This window comes from Gimesia maris (genome assembly GCF_008298035.1).
In the GTDB taxonomy this organism is placed as follows: domain Bacteria; phylum Planctomycetota; class Planctomycetia; order Planctomycetales; family Planctomycetaceae; genus Gimesia; species Gimesia maris.
This window is the reverse complement of record NZ_CP042910.1, coordinates 4,970,005-4,996,604: the sequence shown is the minus strand read 5'-3', so window position 1 is coordinate 4,996,604 and position 26,600 is coordinate 4,970,005. Positions and strand designations below refer to the sequence as shown.

Sequence of the window (26,600 nt, the reverse complement as noted above, 5' to 3'; positions counted from 1 at the left end):
GTTTCTGAATGAGACACTTCGAATGGTTAAACTGATCGAGTCAGGCCGCCATCAATGCGGAGATTTTGGCCGGTGATATATTTGGCACCGTCTGAAACCAGAAAGGCCACGGTTTCCGAAATTTCGTCCATCGTGCCATAGCGTCCCATGGGGATGCGCAGCCGCCGCTCTTCCGTTTCGGGCAGGCTGTCAATGAATCCAGGTAGAATGTTATTCATACGAATGTTATCAGACGCGTATTGATCGGCATATAGCTTGGTAAACGCGGCGAGACTGGCACGAAACGCGCCTGAGGTGGGGAACAGCGGATCTGGTTCGAATGCTGCAAATGTGGATATATTGATTATCGGTCCCCCTCCACGGGACTGCAGGATCGGAGTGACCAGCCGCGCGATGCGCACGACATTGAGAAAATAGACGTCCAATGCCTGATGCCAGTCGTCATCACTGATTTCGAGAATCTGTCCTTTAGGACCATGGCCAGCGCTGTTGACGACCACGTCGATTCCTCCAAAGGAATCTACGGCGGTCTCTACGAGTCGTTTTAAATCTTCCGGCTTTTGATTCGATCCGGTGACACCAACACCGCCCAGTTCTTCGGCCAGCGCTTCACCGCGACCTGAGGAAGAGAGGATCACAACCTTAAATTCCTGTTCAGCAAGCTTTCGAGCAATCGCAGCACCCATTCCGCTACCAGCCGCTGTAATAACTGCAACTTTATCTGACATCTGAAACACCTTCTACTTATTACTTAATGTTGAATTATAGGAAGACCACGAGTTGATACCTGATCTCGGTCTGTAAAGGGTATCAGATTTCATGTTGAAATACGTGTCTATAGTCTAGTCAGCAACCGAACGGTCTTGAATTGGTTTAATTGTATGAGTACCAAAACTACTGCTCTGCCCGCCAGTTGGCAAAGGAATCCAGGTAGGACCAGCGAAAATCCTTCTGCTTACGGTATTTCATATCTCGGTTGTTGAGTTGTTCCTTGACGAACGCTTCGAGATTCGCGGGGTCGAGAAAAGGATCGCGGGTCTGCTGTTGCAGTTTTGTCAAAGCGTTGATCAGTCGAGTCTTCACCATTGTATAATCAGGATCCTCGGCAAGATTATTCCATTCACAGGGATCCTGCTGCAGGTCATACAGTTCATAACGAGGGGGTTGAGACCAGCGGGTAAACACCTGTTTTGTTTGTGGAGAAATTGTTTTCTGGTCAGCGGCGGTTGCTCCAGAAATGACAAAATGAAGATGCGATTCGTCGAGATAACTGTCGGCGATCAGATTCTCTGTCCCCGGTCGTGGATTGGAAATCAGTTTATATCTCTCATCGCGAAGTGAATGCTGGATGTAACAGTTTCGCGGAAAAGAACCGGTTGTGAAGCCGAAAATATAGTCACGCCAGTTCTTGACAGGTGCGTCTGTGAGTAAAGGTGTCAGGTCACGTCCTGCCAGCTCTTCGGGAATCTCTCTTCCTGCAGCCGCGAGGGCGGTCGGTAACAGGTCCAGAGTTGAGGTCAGTTCCTTCCGCACCATTCCCGGGTGTGTTTTCCCTGGCCAGGAGACGATCAACGGGACACGGAGTCCACCTTCGTAGACGCTTCCCTTGCCGCGTGGAAACTGGGCTCCATGATCGCCGATGTAGAAGATGAGTGTGTTTTCGGTTGCTCCCGCTTTATCGAGTTCATTCAGCAGTAAACCCACTCCCGTATCCAGACGGGCCATACAATTATAGTAGTTGGCTACCTGTTTCCGCAGGCGTGGTGTGTCAACGCCGACCCAGGGCATCGGTTTCACATCGTCGGCAGTCAGGGGGTGGGCTGGTCGTCCGTTCGCTTGTTGAATGAAGGGGAGATGCGCGTCGGGAAAGTTGACCGACAGAAACCAGGGCTGGTCTTTCGTTCGCGCAAAGAATTTCGCCGCTTGAGAGGCGTAAGCAGTCACCGGTTCCCGGCGATTGAAATTCGCAGAGCGGATCGCGCGAAAATCAAATGGAAACGCATCTTCAGGATTTACATGGAGTTTTCCGATCAGCCCCGTTTGATAACCCTGTTCCTTCAACAGCGTGACAAAATTGGGGGTCTCCTTCTGGTACAATGCAAATTTATGCGTTGCCAGGCCGATCTGACCATTCTGATGTGGGTATTTCCCTGTCAGGAAACAGGCCCGCGAAGGCGAACATACCGAGTAAGGCACGAACGCGTTTTCAAACCGAACTCCCTGTTTCGCCAGTTGATCAAGGTGCGGTGTTTTCGCATACGGGTCGCCGTAACAGCCCAATTCTGGACCATTGTCTTCCGAAACGATTAACAGAATATTGGGTGGTTTGGCAGCAAGCGCAGAATGGGTGAGCATCCCGAGCAGAAAAAACAGTGACAGGGGAAGACAAGTTGATTTCAGAGAGTGTTGTGTCATGGCGATGTTACCTGGTTTATTCGAGTGTGTATCCTGAATCTCAGTACGAATCGTTGAATCCGTTTATTCTGTCAGAATCATGTGACTCAAGCCAGAAATTAACTCAATATAACAGTCAGTCTGAATCACATTAGTTACTGATTATGACAGAGAACAAAAAGGTGCTCCGACTACATTACAAATGAGGGCATTTGTTTGTAAAGATCCTCATGAATTATGAATTTCCTGTATCTATCCGTCAGAGAAACACTTTGAGAACTTTAACTGGCCACGTTACTGTTTCTGGACTTGTTCCAGAATTGCTGAGAGTGGTTTCACAACTTCCGGATGTTCCAGCCAGACGTTCTTTGTTTCTGAAGGATCCTGTTTAAGGTTGTAGAGCTGTCCTGTCGGTTCTCCTGCTGCGGGTTCGACTTCGCGGGCACGGGTGAAGCCGCCCGAACCTCGTTTGGGAATCATCTTCCACGGTCCCTGCCGAACGGAGAAGTGACCCCACAGCGAATGATGGATGGCATACTCTCGCAGTGGCGTATCACTTTTCTTACCGAGCAGGGCGGGTAGAATATTGACGCTGTCTTGTGCGTCTCCGTCAGGCAGCTTTGTATCAGTAATCGCGGCACAGGTTGCCAGCAGATCGGTGAGTTCTACCAGTTCGTCATTGGTTGAGTCAGCCGGAGTCTTGCCGGGCCAGCGGACGATAAAGGGGACCCGATGGCCGCCCTCCCAGATGTCAGCCTTCGTACCGCGCAGGTGGGCGTTCCCCTGATGGCCACGGTCTTTAACGTACTGCCCGCGATGATTGGGCTTGTAATGTTTGAGGTCATCGGTTTCCTGAGGCGTCCACCAGTGATATAGTCCGCCATTGTCAGAGGTGAAAATCACCAGCGTGTTCTCGGCCACGCCGGTACGCTGCAGGGCATCCATAATTGCTCCGACAGTCGCATCCACCTCAAGCACAAAATCACCATATTCGCCGGCTGCACTTTTGCCTTTAAATTCGTCGTTCGGCACCAGCGGCAGATGCGGTGCAGTGAGCGGGAAATACAGAAAGAAGGGCCGTTCGGGAGATTCTTTCCCGTGCCGTTCGATGTATTTGACGGCTTCTCCCGTGAGTGTGGGCATCACGCTGCGGATTGTAAAATCAGGGGAACGCATGCCCTGATCGACAGAAAGAAATTCGGTCTGAATCCGTTCCGAAGGAATGGTAGGAAGAATTACGGGGCGATCGTTTCTGATGAAACAGAAAGGAGACATATTCAGTGAAGCCGAGATGCCGAAGTAATAGTCGAAGCCGCTGGTCAAGGGGCCGCCGAGAATCGGTTTCGTGTAATCGACGTCATCCCCCACGCGGGGACGCTGACGTCGGTCGATGGGAACAGCGGGAACCGGCTGGCCATTCTTGTCTGTCCATTGCATACCCAGATGCCATTTTCCGATACACGCGGTGTCGTAACCCGCTTTTTTCAGCAGTGAAGGGACGGTGACCTGGTCCTGTTCGATGAGAGGCGGATCGAAGCCATCCAGTACCCGGTATTTCAATCGCGTCCGCCAGCAGTAGCGACCGGTCAGAATCCCGTACCGCGTCGGCGTACAGACGGCAGACGGCGTATGGGCATCGGTGAATTTCATCCCTTCTGCCGCCAGCCGATCAATGTGCGGCGTTTTGATTTTCGATTCCGGGTTGTAACAACTCACGTCACCGTAACCGAGATCATCGGCCAGTATATACACGATGTTCGACTGCTTATCGGCAGCGTGAGCAATTGGCAGAAAAAGACTCAGGAACAGACCGGAGAGAATTAAAATCGGACGGATCGATTGCGTGAAAGACTTCATCTTGTGATGACCTTCCTGTTATGTGAATGATGGTACTTGATCAATTCACTATAAGGATCGACGTGGCGAAAATGCAACAAACGTTGGTATATTCGCTCTCACGATCCTTTCAAGTCGACAGGAATCAATACCTGTTCCTCATTATACATAAACATAACGCCGCCGGTGGCAAAATTGGAGACATCTGCGATGGTGGCCTGACCTTCCGGGCTTTCGAGAACCGCCTGCATCCCGGCAGCCGATTCCGCATACAGGCTGACCATCAGGTAATAAGGCGGAGGGCTGCCTGCTTCTGCGGAAATGCATTTGCCGATGGTCCAGCCGGTGAGGCCTTTCATGGTTTTTGCCAGGGGGATATGGACTTCGTGATAATAGCGATCAAATTCGGCAGGGTCTTGCGGGTGTCCGTACATGACAGTCAGTCGATACATTTTCGAATCCTTCGGTCAGTCAAAGAAAAGTGAGCTTTTAATTATTCGCTAAACGCAGATCCCCAAACTGTCGGACCTGATCCGTTTCAGCGATTTCGGTCGGCAGCCGTTCCATCGAACTGGCGCCATAGAAACCATCGATTCCTGGTACGCGGTCAAAGATACACTGGGCGTCGTCGGGCATCGCAATCGGACCGCCATGACAGAGCAGCAAAACGTCGTCGTGCTCGCTTTTTGTGGCGTCGAACATCGTCATGCCGAGAGTGGGTCTGTCGTCAGTGAATTCAGAAGAAGGAGTCACCATGCCGGCGATGGCATGGGCGGCGTTGCTCAGTATCCGCCGCGAGACCGAGTTGAGCCCTGACACATCGACGACGGAGTACATCATAGTGATATCACTGTGTCCCACGTAAGGCCGTGTATCCCCGCTGGCGACGGTCGAGACGATCAGTTTGGGAAAACCGACGGGGAGTGCCTGAATCGCGGGGGAAACACTCGCTGTTCCGCCGCTTCCCCCGATCGCGATCACACCTGCCACCTGTTTTGCATTGACCTCATCCGGCAGCCAGTTGCGCAGCGCTGCTGCCATCTCTGTCACAGCCTGCCCCCGGTCAGTTTGTTGCTGCAGGAAGTCGGGACCGTCGGGATGGGAGGCTGCAACCGTCTGCGCGGTGATATTGGTTTGCTCTGAAGAGCCGCGGGTACTTAAGTCGACCAGCGTGACTTCGAGCCCCGTTTTGCGAATTGTGTCTGCTACAAAGCAGAGTTCGTCGGCTTTGGTGTCCATCGTGGCGAGCGCATAGACGGTTTGCGGCATGCGAGTTCTTCCATTTCTCGTATTCAACGGTTTCCAGTCAATCCAATGTTCATAGTGAGGATGCCTGTCTGATTTTGTCAAGTCCGGCAAAAGAATACGGCATCAGACCGAAAAGGTCAGGCTGTAGTGACTGTGATCTTCATTCTGACTCGAGATTGCAGAAATTATTGATATTCTGTGACTGTTTACAACACGACTACCTGCTGTGAGGTAGAGTTCCCGATGATAGCATAACCAAAATAGCCTGATGAGCTGGAACATATAAGGAAACACAAAGATGATCAGAATGAAAATTCAACCGTTGCTGGCCTGTTGTCTGTTGGGAATCTTGCTGACGGGCTGTGCACAAAATCAACCGGCCGTTGCCGAAGCTGTGGAGGAGAAAACCGACAAAGAGAGTTCCGAAAATGTGTCGGATATCAAACCGCTGGTGAATCGTGTTCTCACCCGGGAAGAGCAGGCAAAACTGACGCCGGAGGAAGTTCTGACTCTGTTGAAAGAAGGGAACCAGCGATTCGTGGCAGGAACCCTGACGGCCCGTGATCATTCCAGGCAGGTCCGTGAAGCAGCGCTGGGCCAGTATCCTAAAGCCGTTATTCTTTCCTGTCTTGACTCGCGTGTTCCCGTCGAAGATGTGTTTGATCGCGGCATTGGCGATATTTTCGTGGCCCGCGTGGCTGGTAACTTTGAGAACACCGATATCCTGGGCAGTATGGAGTTCGCCTGCAAAGTCGCGGGGTCCAAACTGGTATTCGTGCTGGGGCATGAAAGTTGTGGTGCCGTAAATGGAGCCATTGACGGCGTCGAACTGGGCAATATCACCTCCATGCTGGCGAACATCAAACCGGCCGTCGATCACTTTAAAGATTACAAAGGCGAGAAAACAAGTAAGAATCCCGAGTTCGTCAAAATGGTGATCGCACAAAACGTTCTGGGTACGATCGACCGCATCAGAATCAACAGCCCGATTCTCAAAGAGATGGAAAAGCAGGGCGAGATCAAAATCGTGGGCGGTGTTTACAATATGCAGACCGGCGAGGTTGATTTGCTGGAACAGTAACAGGCGCAGTCAGGTCGGCCTCAGACTCATATGCTTATCGGGAAATCTGTTACTTGAGTTCCTCGGCCAGTCCGATGAGAATTCCTTCGGGGCCTCGGATGTAGCAGAGCCGGTACATGTCTTCGTATTGGACTACTTTATCGACGAGTTCCGCACCACATTTGAGGAGCCGGGCGAGGGTATCGTCGATATCCTCCACGGTGAACATGACGCGCAGATAACCGAGTGAGTTCACGGGAGTGCTGCGGTGATCGGTGACGACAGACGGGGCAAGGAACCGGGAGAGCTCAAGACGGCTGTGACCGTCCGGGGTTCTCAGCATTGCGATTTCGACGCGCATGTCGCGTAATCCTGTGACGTTATCAGCCCAGTCCCCTTCGATGGGGGCGCGTCCCTCAAGCCTGAGTCCCAGTTCGGTGAAAAAATCAATAGCCGTATCGAGATCTTCTACCACGATGCCGACGTTGTCCATGCGTTTGACTGTCATATTCTCTCCCCGGCCAACGGGCGATTCCGTTGATCATTATTCTGTTCGCAGTATCTTTTCCATCTTCCGCCCTTTTGCCAGTTCGTCGACCAGCTTATCAAGGTACCGAACCTGCTGCGTTAATGGATTCTTGATCTCTTCGATTCGATAGCCGCAAATCATGCCTGTTATCAGGTGTGCGTTGGGGTTTAATTTCGCTTTCTGAAAGAATTGTTTAAATGTTATCTCGTCTTTGATGTGTTTTTCCAAGGCCTTTTTGTTGAATCCCGTCAGCCAGGTAATGACCTGATGCAATTCATCTCTGGTCCGGCCTTTCTTTTCGATCTTAGTCACATAGTGTGGATACACTTCAGCAAACGTGAGTTTCGCCATGCGTTCATCGTGGGGGGATGTGCTGTTCATATTACGATACTCCTTCTGGTTGTTGCGTAGTCGTTTTGCATTCACTTCGCGAATAGATCGCTGCATCAAGTTCAATTTCTTATCGCGTCTCCTGCTTTGGATAAGGTCTCAAACCCAGAAGCATCTCAGCTCTTTCTGTGAGCGGCTTGTCAGCGAATTTTGGATCAGTATACTCTGCGAGGTTGCTGGCGACGAGTGAATAGACGGTCTGACGATCCTGGCTGGTGTCGACTTCAACACACTTGTTTTTGCTCTTGAAGTGTTCCACGGTGGGGAGCGTTTCTGCCTTGAAGGTGTCGAATCTCAGCTTGATGCTCTCGATGTTGTCGTCACTCCTGCCGGAGTATCTGGCACGGCCCAGGATACGCTGCTCAAGCACGGGGTAGGGGCATTCGAAGTACAATATTTTAGGCAGGTCCGCTTCCTTGCCGAAGATCTCGTGCCAGGCTTCCAGATTAGACAGAGAGCGGGGGAAGCCATCCAGCAGGAAGTTGTTTCTGCCGGTCGTTCTGATCACCGTCTCCATCTTGTCCCGCAGCAGCGTCACAATGATCTCATTGGGGACCAGCTTTCCGGCCGTGATGAATTCTTCGATGATGGCGGCATTCGGACCTCCCGCCTGACGCGCGGCCCGGCAGAGATCACCCGTGGATAAATGAGTCCAGCCGAGTTGAGACTCGGCAAGTTCACACATCGTTCCTTTTCCAGCTCCGGGACCGCCTAGTACAAACACGACGTTGGGCTCGGGGCAGGGCTGTCGCGGATCGTAGTGATGGAGTGTCACTTGAGGCGCAGGTGCCACCCCTTTTTTGTAGACGTGCCATTCTCTGTCGGTGGGTGGCAGCGCATCTTCGCAGGTGATGTCGTAGGCAAGATGACCATCGAGACGGCAGATTCTCCACGAGTGATAGCTGTTGGAGTAAGAGAGCGCAGGGCTTCTCGCGGATTTTCCATCTGCACGATCCCATGCCATCTTGCCATTCCAGTAGCCCAGGCTGGAAATGGTTCCCGATTCCGATTCTACAGGCGGTGCCACCGAAGGAACGAAGAGACCATCTACTTCGGGCAGACCAGATCCAGACACTTCGATAAAGAAGGTATTGGGGGGTGGTTCATTCGTTTCGTGCATTGTCTCTGTTCCTGATAAATGACTACTTTGGTACCTTTTACCTGAATATGTGAATCCGTCCGGACGTCGAACGCGACCTGTCTGTAGGGCTACTTATATAAACGATCATGATGCGGGTAAACAGGGCATGAAAAACTTCTTAACAGATGATCTGTTCGTTTAAAACTAATTGCTAAAGATTAAAACATTCATCTCGATCAATGAAAGGAGCTTACATCCTGCCATCTGAGTGTCGCACCAACCGAAAGATGTTTCCCAGAAAAGAATCTCCCCTGCTTGAGCTTGTCGTCTGTTGTGGGGTTTTGAAATTCGAATATCTTACGGGGCACAAGGCTATTCACACAACTTGCGTTGAAGACGGACTGACTCAAGTGAGTTGTATGTCAGCAACAGTGCTCCTTCGGCGGCATATTTCTCAAACAAATTCGTGATCAGATACTCCTCGCCAGGCCAGGGATAGGAGAAAACGATGTCAAAATCTTCGGGACCAAGCTGTAGTTCATCGTATCCGTCTTCCGCATCTGTAATGAGCCATGAATACTCGGTATTGTTCTCGGCATAAGCTTCGTCGACACAGGATTCGGCGCCCGATGGAATGAAACTGCCTTGAACGAACTCTCCGGGCAGACCAAAATCATCTGCCATTCTGCGGGATTCGTCGACCAGTTCCTGCTCAATTTCTATGCCACAGGCCGCAAACTCAAGCATCGAAGCTAACAACGTCACTACGCCGAAACCACTCCCCCATTCGCAAAACGAAGTTCCGGAGGCAAGATTCGTATCGGTAATAGTTTGCAGAGCGTGGTAGACTGTTTTGAAATCAGACGGGACGAAACCAGTGGCGCGGCGTGGGCTGGCCTGAAGAAACTGGCTGACTCTTTCATCAGCTTCGTGCAGAAAAGCAACGATCTCAGCGGGCATGAACGAATCGTTGTTTGAGATTTCAATTTCTTCTAAAGACACATCAAGTAATCCTGTAAAAACTTCGTTTCAGTGTGAGGCACCACGCCCCGTTGAGTAAAGAAAAAGTCGATTCAGTATCGACTGCAGCAGACTCAGTCACGAGCAAAAAGCAGCCAGTCGGTCTGCTCTTCGTTAATCAGATTGTTGAAAACGGTTACGGGTTCTATACGAACTTCGCGGAACACCTCGTGCAATGCATCGACAAACCGCGAACTCTCTGCGTACGACCAGACACCTAGCAGCCCGTCTGCTTCAAGATGCAGCTTCGCACGCTGCAATCCATCGACCGTATAGAATTGACTGTTGGCTTTGTCCAGGTTGTCATCCGGCGAATGATCCACGTCGATGAGGATTAGATCATGTTTCTGTTTCGGCGGACTGGCGAGTCGCTGATAGACGTCACTCTGAGTGACATTGAGCCGGTGGTCTGCGTTCAGCTTGTCTGACAGCGGAATCAACCCTTGCTCCAGCCAGTGGATCACCTGCGGAAGAAATTCGATAACTTCGCAATGGGAAACTCGATCGGACTCGAGCGCTGTCCAGGCGGTATAACCCAGGCCGAGCCCTCCGACCAGTACGTGCAAGGCGGATCCTGAATGCATTTGCAAAGCGGTTTCCGACAGCGCCTTCTCAGAAGCCGTCAGGTAACTGCTCATCAGGAATTCGTGATTGAGCGTGACCTCCGTGACAATTGTCCCTGGTTCGCATAGCAGTTCACGACGACGCAAACAGAGTATGCCAAGTTCGGTGGGTTCGTAGGCGAGGATTTCGAAGAACGGAGGTTTCAAAGAAAACAGGGTTTCGTTAGGAATGAATGGTCAGCCTGACAGGCAACGTTGCGTATCTAATTTCTTTTCATTGTACGTGCTGGGGCACGCTCATACAAGAATCGTCTCATCGGATCTGATTGTGCAATGAAGGATGAGTTGACCTGCCGGGGACCAATTCTGGGAATAAGGTTCATATTCGCCACTTTTAAGGCTTCTAATCAGGCTTCCCACGAGTTTCAGGGATGGTGACGCGCCAGCGAGCTACTTCGGTTTTCCATCTCGGCATGAGTCAGAGACTCTGATTCACGCAATTGTTATCCGCCGGATTCGTCTTGAGCAGGAATCGCCAGATGGTAGCGGGTCGCCAGCACTTCAATGTCTCTTGAATCCTGCAGGCAGTCAATCAGATTCTGCGGTATCGAATCTATACCGTGCCGTGCTCCAGCCAGTGCGCCTACGATGGCACCCAGCGTATCGACATCGCCGCCCAGGCGTACGGCGAATGTGACAGCTTCGAGCCAGGAATCCGGGCAAGTAAGGATGCTATATATGGAAGCCAATACCGTTGGTATTACGAATGGAGTGATGATTGGTTTCTCGAATTCCGGGGTGCGCTGTCCGGCGTGGGCGATGAAATCCATCGCAGCTTCGTCATTCAGATGATTCGGCAATAGCTGAAGCAGGTCAGACATCTCGGAATTGATGTCATGGCAAGCGTCTGCGAGTATTCTACAGAATGAGTGTGGATTGATGTCGCTGGCTGACGACAGTTGTTTTGCCGCCATTGCGATTGCGACACCCCCGGCGACGCTTCGCGAATCCTGATGTGTGATACGCGAGACATCAGCGACCACCGGAATCAGTGACTGGTTGCTGGCAAACCAAAGCCCCAGTGCGGCGGTACGCATTGCGGTACCATTGCCAGCCTGACCAACTGGAGCGCCCATGTTACGATGGTCACCGGTGGCAAGGTATCGCTCGGCGGCTTGAGTACAGGCACCACCGGGACCGATGACGGAATGATGTCGCCATAGCTCAGCTATCTGCCGGGCAACATCAGCAACAACGATGTCATTTTGCTCGACGATAGACTGGATTGTCGCAAGCGTCAGTTGAGTGTCGTCGGTGTATTGGCCATTGGGATAACCGTGATATTTATGGAAAGATGCAGCCAAAGAGTCAGCCGATGGAATTGAGTCGGCCCACAGTCCCTCAAACGGCGCCCCCATCGCGTCACCTACAGCACCACCAAGGAGCGTTCCGAGTACTATGGACTTTGCTGGGAGCTTCATAGGATCGACTGGGGCGCATAACGATTGATAGACAGGATTTGATTCTGTCTAAAGCTATCAGGATTTTTGTTTATTATCAATTATACGCCAGGTTCTGATAAAGCCGCGCCAATGATAAAAGGTACCAGACCTGCAATCTGGATCAGAAATGGCTTACCCGCCCTATCCCAATGCATGCAAAGAAAAATGAGAGAAACAAAAGGTATGAATAAACAACCAAGTCCCCAAAGAACACTCTCTTGAAAAGTGACGATGATGAACCAAATTCCACCTACCGCTATGGCAATGCCGCCAATCAGCATTAATATCGCAACTAATATTCCCATAGATAACTCCTTATTTTTATAGGCTCTTATGATTGATAGACAGAATTTGATTCTATCCTAATCTATCCGATATTATGTATAGTGTCAACTTGTGGTCACGTACCCTGATGTTCATGTCGGGGTTATTCAGTTAAAACAGACATTACAGCGGATGCTGCTCCTTTTTTCTCTCAGGATCACGCAGCAGAACCACTGCGGATCGCCCCAACTCCCCGTCAGACGGGAACGACGGTCATTGAGCAATCTCTGATGTAATGGGCGGTCGACAAAGAAGTAGCAGATTCAACTCAAAATCAGATTCTTTCGGCTTTACTGTCTCATTGCCACATCCTTCTCATCCTCAATTTCGCCGACGATTTCTTCCAGTACGTCTTCCAATGTCACAATGCCGATTGTTTGGTCCCGCTGCTGAACGATGGCCAGATGCTGGTGGCGTGTGCGGAACTCCAGCAGCAGTTCGTCAGCGCGCATCTCACTGCTGACGACGAAGGGAGTAAGGCTGATTGTTGTAACGGATGCCTCTGTCTTGCCCTCCATAAGCATCTTCAGGATATCGCGGGTGATGAGCATCCCCTGGATTTCGTGAGGAGATTTCTGGAACACCGGGTAGCGCGAAAACTCCTGCGTGCTGATAAGCTTTGCCGCTTCGCTGACCGTAGCCGCAGCGGGAATGGAAATTACCTGTTCCAGCGGTGTCATGATATCCTGGGCCCTCCGATCGTTCAGACGAAAGGTCCGAAAGATCATATGTCCTTCGTTTTGTTCAATGTAACCACTCTTTCGCCCCCGTTTGACGAGCGCGCGGATCTGTGTTTCCGTTCCGATTCTTCTTTGTCCCCGTTTTACCTTGTTCGAGAGCCAGGCAAGTGCCACGCTGAGCGGATAAATGGCGACACCCAATGCACGAATCATCGGAGCTGCCCAACGCGCCAGTTGCGGCGCATAATGAGATCCCAGTGCCTTGGGAATGACTTCCGAAAAGACGATTGTTCCGAGCATCAGCACGATCGTGATGGGAACCAGAGCCTGTGCCCCGTAAAGTCTGAAAGCCTGCTGGCTGACGAGAATGGGCCCGAGTACATTGATCAGATTAGTGAGAATCACGATCACGGCCAGTGAATGAGTCAGTTCCTGCTTTACTTTCCGCAACCGTCTTGCACCGTGTTTGCCAAGTTGAATCAGTTCATCAATTTCAGGATGCGAAACGCTCAGAACGGCGGCGTCGACGGCAGCCATCAACCCGGACAAGGCGATAAATATGAGAATGGAACCCAGCAGCCAAACCATGAACTCACTTCCCCTGCAATAAGAATCTGGTGAGAATGTATTTCCTCGCCGACTATGTCACATATACGACCGCATTGCAACGTCTTGAACAGAGAAGGTTTCTACACCAGACGGGACCGCTATTTTATCATCCGGCATCAGTGAAAAACCGGAAGAGGACTCAGAGCGGGCCATGTTAGATATTTGGGTTTCCCCTCGAAAAGCATCTACATTCTCAGTGCCATGTATTCGTAAAGAATGTTACAATATGTCTTAAAGAGAGACACTTGTTTTTACTATTGTAGCCTTCAAACTGAAATCGACTGCCACACGACCAGATATCAAGGAGTTGACATGCTCACATCGGATTCACTTTCTCGTCGCCATTTTATGCTGTTAGCGGCTGCCGCTGCTGCTTCTTCTCCGTTTGTTGCCCAGGGAGCAGCGAGTCAGGATGGCTATCTCAAGGGGCGCCTGTATAAGACGCTGAAGATCGGGATGGTCAAAGCGGGTAAGTCGCTGGAAGAAAAATTCGCGCTGGCGAAGGAAGCCGGTTTTGATGGCATCGAACTGAATACGCCGGGCATCAACGTCGAAGAAGTGAACGCTGCCATCAAAGCGACGGGGCTGCCTGTAGACGGGTCTGTTAACTCCAGCCACTGGAGTGTGCGTCATACCGATCCGGATCCCGCAGTGCGTGCGAAAGCGTTGGAGAGTCTGAAAGAAGCGTTGCGTCAGACGCATGCGGTCGGCGGAAATACGGTCCTGCTGGTGGTGGGCAAGGGGAGCGACGGCCCCGAAGAAGAGATCTGGAAACGCTCGGTTGAGAATATTTCAAAGGCAATTCCTCTGGCGGCAGAACTGGGCGTACCTATCGCGGTTGAAAATGTCTGGAACCAGTTCTGCTACGACCACGGAGGGGACCACACTCAGACTGCAGACAAGTTTGTGAAGTACATCGACGAATTCGATTCCCCCTGGGTTGGCATGCAGTTTGACATTGGCAATCACTGGAAGTATGGCAGCATGGGTGACTGGATTCGGCAGCTCAACAAACGGATCATCAAGCTGGACCTGAAAGGCTTCTCACGCGAAATGGGCAAGTTCACCAAGATCGGCGAAGGCGATCTGGACTGGGCCGACGTCCGCAAGGCTTTGGCAGAAATCAAGTACGCCGGCTGGGCCGCAGCCGAAGTCGCTGGCGGGGATTTGGAACGCCTGAAAGAAATCTCCGCCAACATGGATCGCGTGTTCGGTTTGACGACACAATCCTGAAATCGATGAATCAGACGCTTTGCGGTGCAGGATCGACTGTGCCGTGAAGCGTCTTCTATCACTCTCACTTCGATTGCATCGACTTGGACAGTTTGATGGTCGATGTGACTTGCTTCTTTGCAACGACCGATGCGTCGAAGCTACCGAAAAATATTTACTATGAAATGTTGCTTTGATCAGCCAACTCCGGTTCACCGATATATCATGAAACATTTTCGAGTGGTGGTTCGCCGAGTTGCCAAAGTATTTTAATTTCTGGTGCGATGTTATCCGGAAGATCTTCGGCGACGCCAACAGGCAAATCAATGGTTGCAGTTGCGGGTTGGGACAGGGCGATCGAACCTGTTGCAGTACCGGCAACGGTTAAGGCAGTACCAAACGAATTACCAAAATTCGTGTTGGATCGCAGGAATATACCGTCGTGAAAACGGACGCGGCGTCCTTTACCATCCGGATAGCGAACAGATGCGCCCACCTCGAATGATTGTCGTTTTCCTTGCAGCTTGAGGGGAATCGGGATTGCTATACGGGCAAAGCCGAATCCCGCGGGTGGGCATTCGACCTCGAATGTTATTGCATCAATCTTTGCGCGAGTAAAGAAGAAGCCACGGGCGGGGCGCAAGGCAATACGTCCAACACAAGGTTTGTCCCGTTGGGTCTGGAAATAGGCGTCCATGAACGCGATGCCGTCATAGGGGGTCACAACAAACGCAAAGCAAAAGTCATTACGATTGAAATAGGTTCCCGTGAGAGCTCGCAAATAATCGTGTTCGAGATCAGCACGAAATTGCAGTTTGAGGATCACGCCAAGGGCAAAAATTGCTGCGATCGGGCCGCCTATGCGAAATCCCCATGTCATTGCGTCAGGACGATCGGCCGTCCATGCGAGTGCTCCGGCGATGCCGCTCACGATCATCAGTAATGCACATACGGATTTGGTTGATTCACCCATGGAACTCTACTGGTTGTCTAATTCTTAGTGGGGCTGATTTCTATCTTATCAATGATGACGATAAACCCAAAAGGTAAAGAAGTCCTGATAACACAAATACACAGATGATGTACTGCTTATCCAGTTGTTTCAATACAGGCAGAGACAATAAAGTAGCCGCCAAAAAATAGATCCCAAAAATGAATCCATAACCTGAACCTTCCCCTCCCTCCATAAATACAATGGAAAAATACAAGAGTGGAATAATTGAGTAACAGAGAAACGCAGAATATTTATTGATAATAGGTTTAGGATATTGTTCAAAAATAAAATAAAAAATCCATCCTGGTACTAAAAATATTGCTGGAAAAAATCCAATGAGATAGGGGTCATCTCTACGAAATGAGATATTAAAAATCAGAATAACAGTTAATGTATTAACAAATAATGTGAACCCAAAAATTGCAATGGTTTTTTTCGCTGTCTGATAAATAAAATTCATGATTTTGCTTCCCAGCGTTATTACGCAACACCATACTCAAACGGCAGTGTCTCGAGAATCAAGAAAAAACGACACCTTTAAGGCGATTCAGGCCGTTTTCATTCGTCTTGACGGTCATGATCCATCCCCAATCTTCCATCGTTGGTTCCAGATCGGGTTCCATTTGATTGTATGGGATGAGTCTCGCATAAAACCAGCCGGAGCAGTCTCCTCCGATGAACCAGGAATCCAGCAGCTCGTCCGGCATGTCGGTGAAGAACAATTTGGTATGGAATGACACGAATCTCATTTGTTTAAATACTCTTTTGTAGTCAGGAAGAAGCTGTATGAGGTCTTATGGAAAAGTTGAGAGATGATTCAGAGTGGTGGAATAAAGTAACCTGCTAAAGTGAATCCTCAGGTCGTTCTCTCGTCACGCTGTGATAAGCTATCATCCTCTTGATCGATGTAACATTCGCCGTGGCAGTAACTGCAAGAACGATCATCGTGTCCGCCAGTCGTATAGCGGCGATGTGCTATCCAGGCCTGTGCCTTTGTAGACCGGACAAATCCGTCCTGGTCTCCGCTTTTTCTTTTGTTCTTCGGGCATCCTGGTGCTCAGGTGGCCAAACTGGAATGAGGTAGAATGCTTCGACAAAACCCAATAATGACAGGGATATTGTAATTCTGTGTGATCTCAAATCAGTTGTCAATCTGCTATGCAGAAAGGTACAACGTAAAAGAAGTTCCGTTGAATGACTCGAGTCTGAAGAAGTGGAATATTGAAGACTCCCTTTTGGAAACTTCGCCTGCCTCCCTAATCCTTATCGGTGCGCAGGACGGAGACAAACGCTTTCTGGGGGATATTGACGCTGCCGAACTGTTTCATTTTGGCTTTGCCCTTTTTCTGCTTTTCGAGCAGTTTTTTCTTGCGCGTCACATCGCCGCCGTACAGCTTTTCGGTGACGTCTTTGCGGAACGGTGCGATTGTGGTGCGGGCGATGACTTCGCCTCCGATGGCGCCCTGGATCGGGATCTTGAACTGATGCCGGGGAATTTCTTTGGCAAGTTGTTCGCAATAGTGCAGCGCCCGCGGGCGGGCTTTTTCTCGATGCACGAGGTAGGCTAGCGTGTCGACCGATTCCTTGTTGACGAGAATATCGACTTTCACAATATCGGTTGTTCGATATTCAATCGGCTCATAGTCAAACGATCCGTAGCCGCGGGTAATCATCTTCAGTTTGCCGTAGAAGTCGAAGAGGACCTCTCCCAATGGCATCACACTGGTGACTTCGATCCGATTGGCGGACAGGTAATTCATCGTCTGGCTTTCCGAGCGATGTTCCCGGCAGAGTTCCATGACCGGGCCGACGTACGTCTCGGGAGTCAGGATCGAGGCTTTGATGTAGGGTTCGCTGGCTGAATCGATCGCCGTGGGATCGGGCCAGTAAGAGGGGTTGTCGACTTCGAGCGTAGAGCCATCTTTCAAAGTCAGATGGTACTTGACCGACGGGGCAGAGATCACCAGGCCGATGTCAAATTCGCGCTGGATACGCTCTTGAATCACATCCAGGTGCAGCAGTCCGAGAAAGCCACAGCGAAAGCCAAATCCCAGGGCTGCGGAACTGTCTTTTTCAAACGTGAGCGCAGCATCGTTGATCGCGAGCTTCTCCAGGGCCTTGGTCAGCTCCTGGTAATCCCCCGTATCCATGGGATAGATGGAGGAAAAGACAACCTGTCGGGCTGGCTGGTAGCCGGGAATCGGCTCCGCGGCCTGACGATTCAGCAGGGTGATCGTATCGCCGATCTCAATATCCTGCACACTTTTGACTCCCGCGACAACATAGCCGACTTCACCGGCGCTGAGCTGAGTTTTGGGAATGAGTTTCATCTGGTTGTAACCCACTTCATCCACTGTGAAGTCGCGACCAGCGTGCATGAAATGGATCGTATCGCGCGGCTTGAGAGTGCCTTCCATGATGCGGCACTGCAGAATCACGCCCCGAAACTTATCGTAGATTGCGTCAAACACGAGTGCTTTCAGCGGTGCGTCCGGATCGCCCTGGGGCTCAGGAAGTTTCTCGACGATGCCTTGTAATACGTCCTCGATACCAATCCCGTTTTTGGCGGAAATCGGGATCGCTTCGAAAGGGTCGAGCCCCAGTTCTTCGTCGATGGCCTCCTGCGCCCGTTCGATGTCCGCGGCGGGAAGATCGATCTTGTTGATCACCGGCAGCAGAGTCAGATTATGTTCCAGCGCCAGATAGAGGTTCGCGACCGTCTGGGCTTCGACTCCCTGAGAGGCATCAACTATGATCAAGGCGCCTTCGCAGGCCATCAGAGATCGCCTGACTTCATGTGAAAAATCGACGTGGCCCGGCGTATCGATCAGATTTAACAGATAGTCTTCACCATCCGGGGCCCGGTAGTTGAGGGTGATCGAATTACTCTTGATGGTAATGCCCCGTTCCCGCTCGATTTCCATCGAGTCGAGCATTTGTTCATGCAGTTCACGGAGCGATACGCCACCACAGGTTTGAATGAGCCGATCGGCGAGCGTGGACTTGCCGTGGTCAATATGGGCAATGATGCAGAAGTTTCGTATATGTTTCATCGCGTAGTTTTAGCAGAAAGCAGAGGAAAAAAACAACTGAGAAGCCAGTCGATGTGGATGGTGCGGCGGTAACGGTGTCTGATTTCCTGATGGACCTGTTTAAGGTCATGCTTCCTTGCTGGCACCTGCATTAGTTATATTTCTCGCATACGTGATCTACCCAGTTCGCAAATTGACATTTTCCATTTTCTTCGAGCCTAATGAATTCGGAACCATTCGTGGGAATATTGGTGTTGAACTGACTTTTGACCCAGTTTTGAAAAATTAAGTTCGGTTCACTTCCTACAGGTGGTTTCGATAAATCTTCAAATCCGAGTTCGCCGTACCCAATGGCAAGCAGTCGCAGGAAATCTTTAAAATTCGCAGCGAGAACTTTGATGCCGTCCCCTTCCGAACCTAAATGCACAACGGGGAAACTCTGATCGCCGGCATCCCAGATGCAATACAGGGAGCCATCCGCACCCGCGCCGAATTGAGCGAGTTTCTCATCGACATCTCTAAATCCAAACCAGTAGAACATGGTGTCTTTGTCGCCAGCACGCAGCTCAAAGTAACCGCTGATGGGATAACCATTTTGATTGGTCCAGTCGATTAATTGCTCGAGTTCTCTGGGAAATGGGATATTGGGGGGAAAGCCTTTTTTTATATCTTTACTATTCATCAGCTTCCTATACTTATAACGACATCTTATTCAAGTAACGTAAATCGTGTCATAGTGTAACAAAAAAAACGGAACGCAGGCAGACACTGATCCGCTAGCCTCAATTTACCCGGATTGACTCAAAACGACCAGTTCAAATAGAATTCGCGTCAAAGGAGCCTAAGCATGTTTGTACGCTATACCATGATTTTTGCGTTGTCTCTGACGACGATCAGTTTCGGTGCCGAACCGGAAGAGTGCCCTGAGCCTCAGAGACTTTCCCCAGCAGTGACCGGCAAGAGCCACAGTCTGTCGGCCCTGGATCACCTCAGCAGAGCGAAGGAGCAATTGAAAGCTGCGGGTCTGAGTGAAGAAGCAGAGCAACTGCGAGAGCTAACAGACCAGATCAACCAACGCATCAACCGAGAGCGCGCTGAGTTAGCGAAACAGATTACAGCGCTTCAGAAGCAGTCGGAACAACTGCGACAGCTGACGGGAAGACCGGACAAAATTCTCTGTCGCTGTCGCTTTCTTGAATTATCCAGCAAAGCAGCAGCAGAATTTGCAGCAGCAGCTGAGCCAGTGAAATCTACAAACGGCCAACGAAGTCATCCTGATCCCACCGTCTCGATTTTTAAGAATGCAGAAGAAGCCATCGAGCAACTGAAAAAAGCGGGCAGGGTGACGGTGGTGCATGGAAGTCCGGAAATAGTCACTGTTTCTGGTCAATCAGCAACGTCAATGAGCGGCGGTAAATATCCTGTCTTGATTCCTGCAGGGGACAATCAAACTTCGGTCGAGTGGAAGCGGTTCGGCGTGTTTTGTAAGGTGGAGCCGCGTTTGCTTGATAATGGAAGAATCCAGCTCGAATTCAGCCCGGAGATCTCGCAACGCGACTACGCGAACGCGGTTAAAGTGAATGGTCTTACAATTCCCGGTCTGACGGTGCGGCGCATCTACACACAGGCGGAAATGAACCTCGGGGAAACACTTGTGGTCAGAACCGTTTCGCCTGCGGGTGGCCAAAGTCAGGTGGTGAATGCGAAATCAGATACCACCTCTTCGGAAGATACCGTCACGCTGTTTATGGTCACACCGGTTGCCATTGATTAGCTGACCGCAGTAAACGAAGTTGATTTTCAGAACCCCACGGCCTGCGACCCCAGTGCATTGGCTGGTTATTTGTCTTCGTCAGCGAAAAAATGTGCCAGCTGTGATTCATCCCAATCGTGCGTCGCGGATGCGTCGGCTGGTGGTGGGAATCCAGTGCGACAACACCCCAGCCCTTCAGAGAAATTGTAAACAGCATGCGGATAGGAGTTAATGAAGAGTGCTGCTTTCATTCCATCGCCTGACCAGATGATATGCATCTCGGAGGGTTTGTCTCTATCGGTCACAGACTGAACGTTGTAGATGTGCAACGCGTCGATGATTGGATTTTCTGGTTGGTCCGTGTCGAGGGCGTAAAAGTAGCCCGTGTCGCCATCATCTTCAAAAACTACCTGATACCGCCCCATTAAAGAGTCGGATTGGACGACTGTTTCGACGCCGACGGTAAGCGTTTCCTTAGTTACAACACTGGCAGCGAGTCGCGGTGGCATGGCTTCGGTCCGGGCGGTGAAGGCGTTATCTGATGTCTGTCGCGACTTCGTGGGGGGCTCGCCGTTGCAACCAATGGCGAGCAGTAGAGCGAATGTCGTGAGGTACTGTTTCATTGGCAGATCACTAATAACACACACAGAATTGAATTCTGTTTTAACCTATCAGAATTACTATCGATTATCAAATAAAAACATCTAGACCTTTGCCGCAGTCAAGGGATTGAGGGAAGGTCAACATCACAGCCAGGATGAGATAATCGAACGAGGCGCAAGTGCCAAATCACCATGCAGACAGGGGTCTGCTGCTCTTTGCACTGACGAGGTTGAAAAACGATAGAGTTGCTCTGAACAATAAAAATCCGGCTTGCTCTTGTGTTTTATTACACAAGTAATATAATCTTGAATATTACACATGTAATAAAATGGAGTTCCTGATGACTAAAAGCAAAAAAGCTGTCCATTTATCCCCGGGAGAAATGGAATTGATGAGTATGTTCTGGGATAAAGGTCCGCTTACTCTCGCTGAAGCACACCAGGCCTTCCGTGAATTCGGAAAGCCCATTGCCTATCCCACGATGCAAACCCGTCTGAATCGGTTAGCCGCTAAGGGGCTGGTAACAAAAAGCGACCAGCGACCGGCTCTCTACCAGGCGGTCGCAACACAGCACCAGGCCACGGAAGGATACCTCGGGCAGGTTCTCGAAAAACTCACGTCCGGAAAAGTGGTTCCGCTCATGAAGCACTTGATCACGGAACGATCGCTGACAAACGATGAAGTCCAGGAACTCAAAAAACTTTTAGACGTTGCAGAACAGAATAGCCGAAAAGGGAATTAACGGATGCATTCAGCGTTCCATTATTTATTCGATGCGGTATTGAGAGCGACCCTGGCTCTCGGCATTACCGCTTTGATCGTCAGAGGACTGCTTCTCTGGCTCAAACCGTCCTCGCCTCGCTGGCATCAGGCAGCATGGGCACTGGTTATGCTACAGGGCATCATTTTTCTGCAATATTCGGTGGCTATTCCCTGGTATCCTAGTGAAATTAATAAAAGCATTTCTTTCGAATCCGTACCTCCCGGGAAGCTGGATGCTACAGCCGTCAATCCCACTGCAAATCCATTACCAGTGATGCTTACCAATTCGGATCGTGATCTTTTAACCAGCTTCAACTGGTTCTCTTTTGCCGCCTCGATCTGGATAACAGGATGCGGGCTGGTTTTGCTCTGGTGGATTTCCGCCTGCATCTTCTCGGCAAAACGTCTTCGCAACAGTGTATCAGCTACCGAAACATGGGCCATGGAGTGGCAGGCCGTCTTAAAACAGTACGGTATCCGAAAATCAATTCCACTGCACATCACACATGATGCTGGTCCCATGCTCGGTTTGTTGCTGCGAGGATTTCGCGTTTTCGTTCCTCGACAACTCTGGTCCAGCCTGACCGAAAAAGAGCGCATGGCTATTTTGCATCATGAACTGGCCCATCTCCGACATGGAGATATCTGGAAAGGATTCCTCGCACGGCTTGTGGTTTGCCTGCACTGGTTCAATCCTCTGGCATGGTGGACTCTCAACAAGCTCGATGAGTGTGCCGAATTGCTCTGCGATGATGAAGTCCTCTACAACAATCCGGATGCCGTCGCCGATTATGCACGTGCGTTGTTTCGCATCGGCAGTGATCCCCGTCAGATTCACTCCCCCTCATCCGCCGCCCGGGGAGGAAAATTGTATCACCGCATTCGACGAATCCTCTCTCCTGCCCCCCCGGAAAGGTCCATGATGAAACGCACTTTGCTGCTTGTCGTCCCCATGCTGCTACTTGCAATCAATCTTCTTGATTTCCAGCTTGTGGCTGAAGAAAAAACAACTCAGCCTGAATCCATCCCCCGAAAGGTCGCATTCGCTCCTCCCGTGACAAATCAACCACGGGAAAAAACACACACGCTCTCAAAAGAGGAACGCTTCAAGTATATCTCCGGCACAGGTTTGAATGTTTATATCTGGGACGCAGGAAATCTGAAGCTGAAATCACAAAGGTTTGGCGATGAATCTTCTTCTCTCTTCAGCGCGGTCAGGATTCTCACAGACCTCCAGAATGTCGACCTGGGAGGGAATTCCCAGCTCTGGGTGAACACGAAACTGGGCGGAGATTTTATCATCCGCAAGGGGACATCAACAGAAGACATCATTGAGGGCCTCGGCTCTGTGCTGAACCAGGATCTGAAGCTGCAGGCCTCCCTCGAATTCAAAAAAGTCGACCAGGAAGTCTACGTGGCACGAGGAACATTTCAGGCGGCCCCTCCAGGCCCTGCATGGAGGCGACCCGAGGATAAATCCTATTTGATCTACGGTAAGGAAGGTCCCGGTCCTGATAAACAACATGGCGAAGAGGATGCCGGGAAGTTCCCTGACTTCCTCAAAGCCATTGGCTCGCGTGTCGGCCGCCCTGTCCTGAGCGACATCAAAAATCCGCCTCAAGGTTCCATTGGCTGGCGAACCTATTTCGATCACTCCGAACGCACCACATGGAAAGATTTTCCCAGACAATTTGCCAAGAACCCTCAACTGGTCCTCAAGCACGTATCTGAACAAACCGGCTTGACGTTCCACGAGGAGAATCGCGAAGTCCGCCTGCTCTTCCTGGAGGAATTGGGTAATTGACATTCTCCTTTTGCACCGAAGCAAGGTGAATGCAGTGTATTGGGGTCAATATCGAATGCAACTCACTCTGGTGATTTGATCGTTCGCAGCTGAATTTTGGAGATCCGGTACGATACATTCTTTGTTTCAGCAAGGAACAATTCTCGTCCTCTGGTCGCTGCCGAATCAGAAGAATGCCGGAATCGTTTCGGATCCCCGTGCCAGTCGATGATCCGGTTGTCGTCGACGTCGACTTCCACGCTCTCTGGAGTGACGCGGCACAGGATGGTATGCTCTTTCTGATCGGGAAAGACGCCCCCCTGGTAAGTGCTTTCATTCTGATCGCCACCACGACCATCGAGAAAATGCAGACCGCACGCCCGTCCCAGCCAGCCATCGAGCGCCAGCATGGTGCCGTTATTCTTTTCGCCTGCAACGATTTCGAGCCCCAGTGTATCACGGCCTTTGAGTCGTGTGACGACCATTAACAACTCATAGGATGCAGGGGCCTCGACAGGCAACTTGAGTCGACCGCCACTTGAAGTTGGTGTGAACAGCACGCCGTTTTTCAGCTTCCACTCGCCGCTCAATGTATCGCGTTCTAAATCGATCAGATTAAGCAGGTCGACTGGTTTGCCAGGAACAAATTCAGTGAGATCCGCATTCGGCTGAAGCAGGAATTCCGGGACATGATTCGGATGATCCGCGACAAACCATTTGTGCTCCAGGAAACGCTTCTGGACCACCCTGTCTGTTCGATTCATGTCTTCATCGTGCCCATACCCGAATCCGTGCAGTAATTCGTGCGAGATCGCCCACGGATGCTTAAACCAGTTAAAGTCTCCTGTCATTCCGCTGAGAGGCATCGTCGTTCCGCCGTGACCACCAACGGCGCCTCCATTTAACCACCAGGTCAACTTGACGCGATACGAGGGGTTGAGCGGTATTTCCCGTTCTGAGGCAATTTCGCTCAGGCTTCGCTCGACCTTCGCCAGGTAGGCAGACGTTCGCCAGTTCATATAAGCAGGCGATGTTGTCGAAACGCGTTTTGACTTCCGGGCGACAAAACGTTCTGGAGACAGAACCAGTTCTGCGGGTTGATCCAATTGATATCGCGCTTTAAGGAGAACCGTGTCAGTCACATTTCCCAACCGCTGGACGGCTTCCTGTGTCAGGGGAGGCTTCGGCGGCGCGGCGCCATCACGCATTTGTACTTCCCAGTTCCAGTCGATGGATGATTTCTGGTGATCCAGAATATGCCCCTGGGGATCCATGAGGCAAATATCGGTCCATAATTGCCGTGCGTTGGGGCTTCCTAAATTTTCGTTCGTCAAGATTGCTGCACTCGCGCGGCCGACCAGTGGGCCCCCGAGTTCAAACAGATGACCGGTCGGGGGCTGAGGCAGTACGTAACCCCGAGGATGAAAAACCACTTTGCGACCGTTCTTAATCTGGAACCAGTATCCGAGCTTCAAAAAACGGCGATTCGTTAAAAACAAGCTGTTATTCGTGATAGGAAATTCATACTGAGAGTCGGGGAAATCCAGCTTCACACCTGCCGCGACGGGCGGCAATGATTCTGATTGCCAGCCAAAAGAAGACCGGACCATGGTCTCTGCTGTTTCCTGGATTCGGCGAATTTCATTCGTTTTCAATTCTTTCCATAAAGCGACTTGCGCATACTCGTTGCTGCCAAAGACTCGGATGCGGTAGCTTTCGTCTTTGGAGAGGACTAAAGAAACATTTTCTGCCTGTGCGTTTCGTTTCCATGATACGGCACCGGTCGGCAGGATGGATCGAATTCCCAGTTGCGTCAGCTCCAGTCTGCGGAAACCTTGCACCGCCAGTTGCGGTGTTGGAATTTGAATCGATTGAAGCCTGACGGTCGTGGCAGATCCGACTTCCACGCGGCTGCTTTTTAAGGCCACGAGAACCTGCGGGCGAGGTTGATGTTGCACTTCAAACCGGTAAGAGCCGGCAGGTAACGCGATAACGGTCCGCCCAAGGTGATCAAACACATGCTGTCTCGGGATAATAGTGGGACGTTTCTTATCTTTTTCATAACGCACAACTGTCAGAGAAGCGCCGACAACATGTTGGGGCAGGTCGCAGCGAATTTCAACAGGCCAAAGCTGAGAGATCGGGATACGAACTCGCGCAGTATAGTGGTCACTCCCTGGGGCGTGTCGGTCGTCAAATCGAATAGTCAATCGATCATCAGACTTGAGCAGTTGTACCGCGCCTCTCCCTTTTTTCTCAACCAACTCTGCGGCGGACAAATTCAGTCCAGCCGGGATAAAAAAGCCTTTCGATTCGGGTTTGAATACTGGTTCCGCATAGGGATCCCAGTTTCGATCATTCAACGACACTTTGCGTGGCCAGCTTGATTCATAGTGAGTCCATTTGACTTTATCGGAATCGATATGAATCGCGTCGGCACCGTCGATCTTTGTCTGAATATTCAATTCAAGTGGCTTCGGCGGAAGACCCGTTTCAGACGTGAGGTCTTGAATCATTTGTTTTGACTGCTTGCAAATCTGATCAGCAAACGTGATGAGTACTTCGTATCTGGCAGATCCATTGTGACCCTCATCATCAAAACGGACGATCAAGCCGTTGGCATCGTAACCCAGGCGAACCTGACCCCGACCTTGAATTTTATTGATGGTAGCGCCCGCCAGTCTGATGTGACTTTGCACGAAGGGTGAGTCACTACCCACCTGGAGTGTCTGTTGTTGTCGAGGAGACCAGGGTTGCCCATTAATCTCGACATGTGTGGGCCAGGCCCACGAACCATGCTTCCAGCGGACAGCGCGGTGTGAAATATGTAATTGATCTGTCCCGTCAATATTAGCCAGGATGTGTAAGCTGGTTCCGCTCTGAGCCGTTATGTCGTCGGACGCCGTGGCCGCCGATTCACTACCTACAGAGAAAAACAGAATCAGGATCAGAGGTAGTCTACGGACTGGCGAACTGTGAAAGGGAGATGAAGAGAAACAGGCTGAGGAGACGTTGTGAGTCATTTCATGTTCTTTCACATGTAATTCCAGTTCTGTTCCACGCTATGGTCAGGTCGTATGCCAGAAAGGCTTCCTCTCACATCTGAATTCTGATCAGAAACGTCATTTCATTATGCTATCATGCGGAACTGGCTAATCAAGGTTTCGTTTCAAGGTTGTAAACGGTTTTCAGTAAATGAGGACTCAGCCATTCGATCGGATGAAA

25 protein-coding genes are annotated in these 26,600 nt (G+C 50.7%); 5 read left to right on the top strand and 20 right to left on the bottom strand.

The genetic code is table 11. The features are described from left to right. Positions 1-26: 26 nt before the first annotated feature. From GmarT_RS18335 to GmarT_RS18315, 5 genes are all read right to left on the bottom strand, one after another. Positions 27-728, bottom strand: a complete 702-nt coding sequence (locus GmarT_RS18335) for an SDR family oxidoreductase (protein WP_002649679.1) — start codon at positions 726-728, stop codon at positions 27-29. Between the two features lie 166 nt (positions 729-894). Next, positions 895-2,415 carry a sulfatase family protein gene (locus GmarT_RS18330; protein ID WP_002649680.1) on the bottom strand — a complete coding sequence of 507 codons (1,521 nt, stop codon included), beginning with the start codon at positions 2,413-2,415 and terminating at the stop codon, positions 895-897. Between the two features lie 273 nt (positions 2,416-2,688). Further along, positions 2,689-4,251: a sulfatase family protein gene (locus tag GmarT_RS18325; RefSeq protein WP_002649681.1), complete on the bottom strand. Its 1,563-nt coding sequence runs from the start codon at positions 4,249-4,251 to the stop codon at positions 2,689-2,691. A gap of 98 nt (positions 4,252-4,349) precedes the next feature. Beyond that, on the bottom strand, positions 4,350-4,682 hold the full coding sequence (locus GmarT_RS18320) for an EthD family reductase (RefSeq protein ID WP_002649682.1): 333 nt from the start codon (positions 4,680-4,682) through the stop codon (positions 4,350-4,352). Positions 4,683-4,719: 37 nt separating this feature from the next. Further along, a complete protein-coding gene (locus tag GmarT_RS18315) occupies positions 4,720-5,499 on the bottom strand; it encodes a Tm-1-like ATP-binding domain-containing protein (protein ID WP_002649683.1) in 780 nt (259 codons plus the stop codon). 277 nt (positions 5,500-5,776) lie between these two features. Here GmarT_RS18315 and GmarT_RS18310 point away from each other — a divergent pair, with 277 nt between their 5' ends. Continuing rightward, positions 5,777-6,559, top strand: a complete 783-nt coding sequence (locus GmarT_RS18310) for a carbonic anhydrase family protein (RefSeq protein WP_002649684.1) — start codon at positions 5,777-5,779, stop codon at positions 6,557-6,559. Positions 6,560-6,608: 49 nt separating this feature from the next. Here the strand turns inward: GmarT_RS18310 and GmarT_RS18305 are convergent, their stop codons facing one another. From GmarT_RS18305 to GmarT_RS18270, 8 genes are all read right to left on the bottom strand, one after another. Continuing rightward, positions 6,609-7,046, bottom strand: a complete 438-nt coding sequence (locus GmarT_RS18305; RefSeq protein ID WP_002649685.1) for a VOC family protein — start codon at positions 7,044-7,046, stop codon at positions 6,609-6,611. 36 nt (positions 7,047-7,082) lie between these two features. After that, complete coding sequence (locus tag GmarT_RS18300) at positions 7,083-7,448, bottom strand: DUF2200 domain-containing protein (RefSeq protein WP_044240608.1); 366 nt, start codon at positions 7,446-7,448, stop codon at positions 7,083-7,085. Between the two features lie 79 nt (positions 7,449-7,527). Continuing rightward, positions 7,528-8,577 carry a nucleoside monophosphate kinase gene (locus GmarT_RS18295; protein WP_002649687.1) on the bottom strand — a complete coding sequence of 350 codons (1,050 nt, stop codon included), beginning with the start codon at positions 8,575-8,577 and terminating at the stop codon, positions 7,528-7,530. A 333-nt stretch (positions 8,578-8,910) separates the two neighbouring features. After that, positions 8,911-9,540 carry a class I SAM-dependent methyltransferase gene (locus GmarT_RS18290; protein ID WP_002649688.1) on the bottom strand — a complete coding sequence of 210 codons (630 nt, stop codon included), beginning with the start codon at positions 9,538-9,540 and terminating at the stop codon, positions 8,911-8,913. 92 nt (positions 9,541-9,632) lie between these two features. Beyond that, entirely contained in the window at positions 9,633-10,328 is a 696-nt protein-coding gene (locus GmarT_RS18285; RefSeq protein WP_002649689.1) for a spermidine synthase family protein, read from the bottom strand. Between the two features lie 296 nt (positions 10,329-10,624). Next, positions 10,625-11,602, bottom strand: a complete 978-nt coding sequence (locus tag GmarT_RS18280) for an ADP-ribosylglycohydrolase family protein (protein WP_002649690.1) — start codon at positions 11,600-11,602, stop codon at positions 10,625-10,627. Between the two features lie 80 nt (positions 11,603-11,682). Continuing rightward, a complete protein-coding gene (locus GmarT_RS18275; protein ID WP_149303064.1) occupies positions 11,683-11,928 on the bottom strand; it encodes a hypothetical protein in 246 nt (81 codons plus the stop codon). 309 nt (positions 11,929-12,237) lie between these two features. Beyond that, positions 12,238-13,215, bottom strand: coding sequence for a hemolysin family protein (locus GmarT_RS18270; protein WP_002645468.1), 978 nt, complete (start codon positions 13,213-13,215; stop codon positions 12,238-12,240). A 333-nt stretch (positions 13,216-13,548) separates the two neighbouring features. Here GmarT_RS18270 and GmarT_RS18265 point away from each other — a divergent pair, with 333 nt between their 5' ends. Beyond that, positions 13,549-14,469: a sugar phosphate isomerase/epimerase family protein gene (locus GmarT_RS18265; RefSeq protein ID WP_044237090.1), complete on the top strand. Its 921-nt coding sequence runs from the start codon at positions 13,549-13,551 to the stop codon at positions 14,467-14,469. A 202-nt stretch (positions 14,470-14,671) separates the two neighbouring features. Here GmarT_RS18265 and GmarT_RS18260 read toward each other — a convergent pair whose 3' ends face one another. The 5 genes from GmarT_RS18260 to GmarT_RS18240 form a co-directional block, all read right to left on the bottom strand. Next, complete coding sequence (locus GmarT_RS18260; RefSeq protein ID WP_002645470.1) at positions 14,672-15,421, bottom strand: hypothetical protein; 750 nt, start codon at positions 15,419-15,421, stop codon at positions 14,672-14,674. 40 nt (positions 15,422-15,461) lie between these two features. After that, positions 15,462-15,902, bottom strand: a complete 441-nt coding sequence (locus tag GmarT_RS18255) for a hypothetical protein (RefSeq protein WP_002645471.1) — start codon at positions 15,900-15,902, stop codon at positions 15,462-15,464. Positions 15,903-15,960: 58 nt separating this feature from the next. Beyond that, complete coding sequence (locus tag GmarT_RS18250) at positions 15,961-16,191, bottom strand: hypothetical protein (protein ID WP_002645472.1); 231 nt, start codon at positions 16,189-16,191, stop codon at positions 15,961-15,963. A 507-nt stretch (positions 16,192-16,698) separates the two neighbouring features. Further along, positions 16,699-18,495, bottom strand: a complete 1,797-nt coding sequence (lepA, locus tag GmarT_RS18245) for a translation elongation factor 4 (protein WP_002645473.1) — start codon at positions 18,493-18,495, stop codon at positions 16,699-16,701. Positions 18,496-18,625: 130 nt separating this feature from the next. After that, positions 18,626-19,156: an SMI1/KNR4 family protein gene (locus tag GmarT_RS18240; RefSeq protein WP_002645475.1), complete on the bottom strand. Its 531-nt coding sequence runs from the start codon at positions 19,154-19,156 to the stop codon at positions 18,626-18,628. Positions 19,157-19,321: 165 nt separating this feature from the next. Here GmarT_RS18240 and GmarT_RS18235 point away from each other — a divergent pair, with 165 nt between their 5' ends. Next, positions 19,322-20,248 (top strand): secretin GspD/PilQ domain-containing protein, encoded by a 927-nt coding sequence (locus GmarT_RS18235; RefSeq protein ID WP_002645476.1) that lies wholly within the window; start codon positions 19,322-19,324, stop codon positions 20,246-20,248. 65 nt (positions 20,249-20,313) lie between these two features. Here GmarT_RS18235 and GmarT_RS18230 read toward each other — a convergent pair whose 3' ends face one another. Beyond that, complete coding sequence (locus GmarT_RS18230; protein ID WP_002645477.1) at positions 20,314-20,850, bottom strand: DUF2251 domain-containing protein; 537 nt, start codon at positions 20,848-20,850, stop codon at positions 20,314-20,316. Between the two features lie 320 nt (positions 20,851-21,170). On the opposite strand from GmarT_RS18230, the gene GmarT_RS18225 reads away from it, so the two are divergent. Both GmarT_RS18225 and GmarT_RS18220 read left to right on the top strand, forming a co-directional pair. Next, positions 21,171-21,572: a BlaI/MecI/CopY family transcriptional regulator gene (locus GmarT_RS18225; protein ID WP_044237094.1), complete on the top strand. Its 402-nt coding sequence runs from the start codon at positions 21,171-21,173 to the stop codon at positions 21,570-21,572. A 3-nt stretch (positions 21,573-21,575) separates the two neighbouring features. Next, a complete protein-coding gene (locus GmarT_RS18220; RefSeq protein ID WP_002645479.1) occupies positions 21,576-23,396 on the top strand; it encodes a M56 family metallopeptidase in 1,821 nt (606 codons plus the stop codon). 62 nt (positions 23,397-23,458) lie between these two features. Here the strand turns inward: GmarT_RS18220 and GmarT_RS18215 are convergent, their stop codons facing one another. Next, positions 23,459-26,413 (bottom strand): hypothetical protein, encoded by a 2,955-nt coding sequence (locus tag GmarT_RS18215; protein ID WP_002645480.1) that lies wholly within the window; start codon positions 26,411-26,413, stop codon positions 23,459-23,461. Positions 26,414-26,600: the final 187 nt, after the last annotated feature.